This is a genomic window from Sporomusa sp. (assembly GCF_057736855.1).
This window is the reverse complement of the sequence record NZ_JBYKYF010000394.1, coordinates 1-2,383: the sequence shown is the minus strand read 5'-3', so window position 1 is coordinate 2,383 and position 2,383 is coordinate 1. Positions and strand designations below refer to the sequence as shown.

At 44.2% G+C, this 2,383-nt stretch carries 4 protein-coding genes; all 4 read left to right on the top strand.

Going from position 1 to position 2,383, the window contains the following annotated elements:
- A partial coding sequence (locus AC29Z1_RS16720; RefSeq protein ID WP_488272585.1) for an AAA family ATPase occupies positions 1-704 on the top strand: 704 nt, incomplete at its 5' end.
- 18 nt (positions 705-722) lie between these two features.
- Positions 723-923, top strand: a complete 201-nt coding sequence (locus AC29Z1_RS16715; protein WP_488272584.1) for a DUF2997 domain-containing protein — start codon at positions 723-725, stop codon at positions 921-923.
- Complete coding sequence (locus AC29Z1_RS16710; RefSeq protein ID WP_488272583.1) at positions 920-1,513, top strand: 4Fe-4S single cluster domain-containing protein; 594 nt, start codon at positions 920-922, stop codon at positions 1,511-1,513. The genes AC29Z1_RS16715 and AC29Z1_RS16710 overlap by 4 nt, the downstream gene beginning before the upstream one ends.
- A gap of 72 nt (positions 1,514-1,585) precedes the next feature.
- Positions 1,586-2,383: PhzF family phenazine biosynthesis protein (locus AC29Z1_RS16705; protein WP_488272582.1), on the top strand; the 798-nt coding region annotated here is incomplete at its 3' end.

Below are 2,383 nucleotides of genomic sequence, written 5' to 3'. Positions count from 1 at the left end.
AAATGATTAGCAGTTTGTGGCAATTACCGCTTTTGCGGCTGGATGTTGGCGCACTGTTTGGCGCATATGTCGGCGAGTCAGAAGACCGTACCCGCCGGGCACTCAATATTGCTGAGACCATTGCCCCCTGCATTCTGTGGGTGGATGAGATTGAAAAAGCCTTTGCTTTCGGTACTGGTGACGCAGGTACCAGTCAACGGGTATTTGCGACACTATTAACTTGGATGCAAGATAAAAAAGCGCCTTGTTTTGTTGTCGCTACAGCTAATAATATTGCCGCCCTGCCACCGGAATTGATGCGCAAAGGGCGATTTGATGAAATCTTTTTCCTCGATCTGCCACATATGGCTGAACGGCGTGAAATTTTTATTACCCATCTTAAACGGCGTAACAGGAATCCACGTGACTTTGATCTTAATCGGTTAGTGAAAGAATCGGACGGCTATGTTGGTGCCGAGATTGAACAGGCCATTATTGATGCCATGTACCTGGCTTTTAGTGATAATATGCGCGAAATCACTACCGAAGATATTGTATTATCGTTAAAACGCCAAGTGCCGTTGTCGGTTTCCCAACGGGAAAATATTCAATATCTCAGGCAATGGCTGCATGAGGGTCGTGCCCAGTCAGCCTCTTATCCCTGCGAGGTTGCCGGAGAAACAGGTTCTGGTCAGGTACTCTTGGAAATCGAAGACCAAGCGTAAGGAAAGGATGGAGTAGCAATGGAGCATGAAGAAATGGAGATAACCATTGACGCTCACGGCAAAGTCAGTATCAAAGTGGCTGGTGTCAAAGGCGGCAAATGCTTGGATATTACTAAGCCGCTGGAAGACGCGTTGGGGGAAGTTACGGTGCGCGAGATGACTTCCGAGTATTATGAGCAGTCGCTAGATACTTCAAAGGTAAGGAATAACCAGCGTTGAAGCGGCAAGCGGCAGGGCAAGGTAATCTTATTAATGTAGCCGCTTTTTTGCCGGCATCGCGCGTTAACGGTCCTGGCCTGCGAGCTGTGGTCTGGGTGCAGGGGTGTCATCGCCGCTGCCCGGGCTGTTTTAATCAAGATATGCTGGAATTTAGGGACAACCAACTGCTGCCGATCGATGAACTGGTTGCGCGCATTCTTGCCGTCAGGGACATTGAGGGTATAACTTTCTCCGGTGGTGAACCTTTTGCCCAGGCGGTGGCCTTAGCTTCTTTGGCTGAGCAACTGCGTAAGCAGGGGCTCAATGTTGTTATTTTTACTGGTTATACTTATGCCGAGCTTACCCAAGCCAATAATCCTGACTGGAATCGGCTGCTGGCAGCAGCCGATCTGTTGGTGGCCGGGCCGTACATAAAGGATATGCCTTCTGATGCCTATCTGTTGGGATCGGCTAACCAGGAACTGATATTTCTTACCGATACTTTGAAAAATCATCCGGATATCATTCAGTTCCCGGGACAAACCATGGAAGTTACCATTGATACGTCTGGTAATATTATTGTTACTGGTCTTGGACAATATAAAATATAAATTAAGGTGTTTCCATATTGACGCTAATCCCCTAAAATCTGTAGCAAATATCGATACATAGTGGAGGTAAGCATGAAACCAATAACTATATATTATGTAGATGCATTTACTAATGAGCGGTTTAAAGGAAATCCGGCAGCCGTATGTGTATTAGAAGAGGCCATTGAAGATAAGTATTTGCAGTTAATTGCTAAAGAACTAAATTTATCGGAAACCGCGTTTGTGCAGCCACTTGCCGGCAGGGATACAAATCAGGGTAATCTATTTTCATTACGTTGGTTTACTCCAAAATGTGAAGTCGATTTATGCGGCCATGCAACCATAGCAACGTCTGAAATACTATTTAGTTGTTTAGGAGTTGAAGGTGAGCAAATCCATTATGAAACAAAAAGTGGCCGACTAATTGCGCGTAAGACAAATGAAGGTATTAGTCTCGACTTCCCCATCGATGGATTTTTCCCTGTTGAGTTATCAACAGATATTATCGAGGCAATGGGGATAACACGCTATGAAAATGCGATTATTGGGAAAAATACTAAGAAACTAGTTATTTGTCTAAAAACACACCATGAAGTCATGGCACTGTCACCTAATTTTGAGCAAATGAAAAATATAAAATTTCCCATGGATGTAAAAGGTGTTGGTGTTACTTGCAGGGGAAATGAAAAATACGATTTTATCTCCAGATATTTTAATCCGTGGGCAGGAGTTAATGAGGACCCGGTTACTGGTTCGGTTCATACAGTATTAGCAGCCTATTGGGGCAATATATTGGGTAAAAGTGAGATGAAAGCTTATCAGGCCTCTGACAGAGGTGGAGAAATTATACTTAAAATACAGAAAGAAAATCGAGTAGAATTAATTGGTCAG

Coding starts and splice junctions, on each gene's coding strand:
- AC29Z1_RS16715 (WP_488272584.1), top strand. CDS start 723: ATGGAGCATGAAGAAATGGAGATAACCATTGACGCTCACGGCAAAGTC.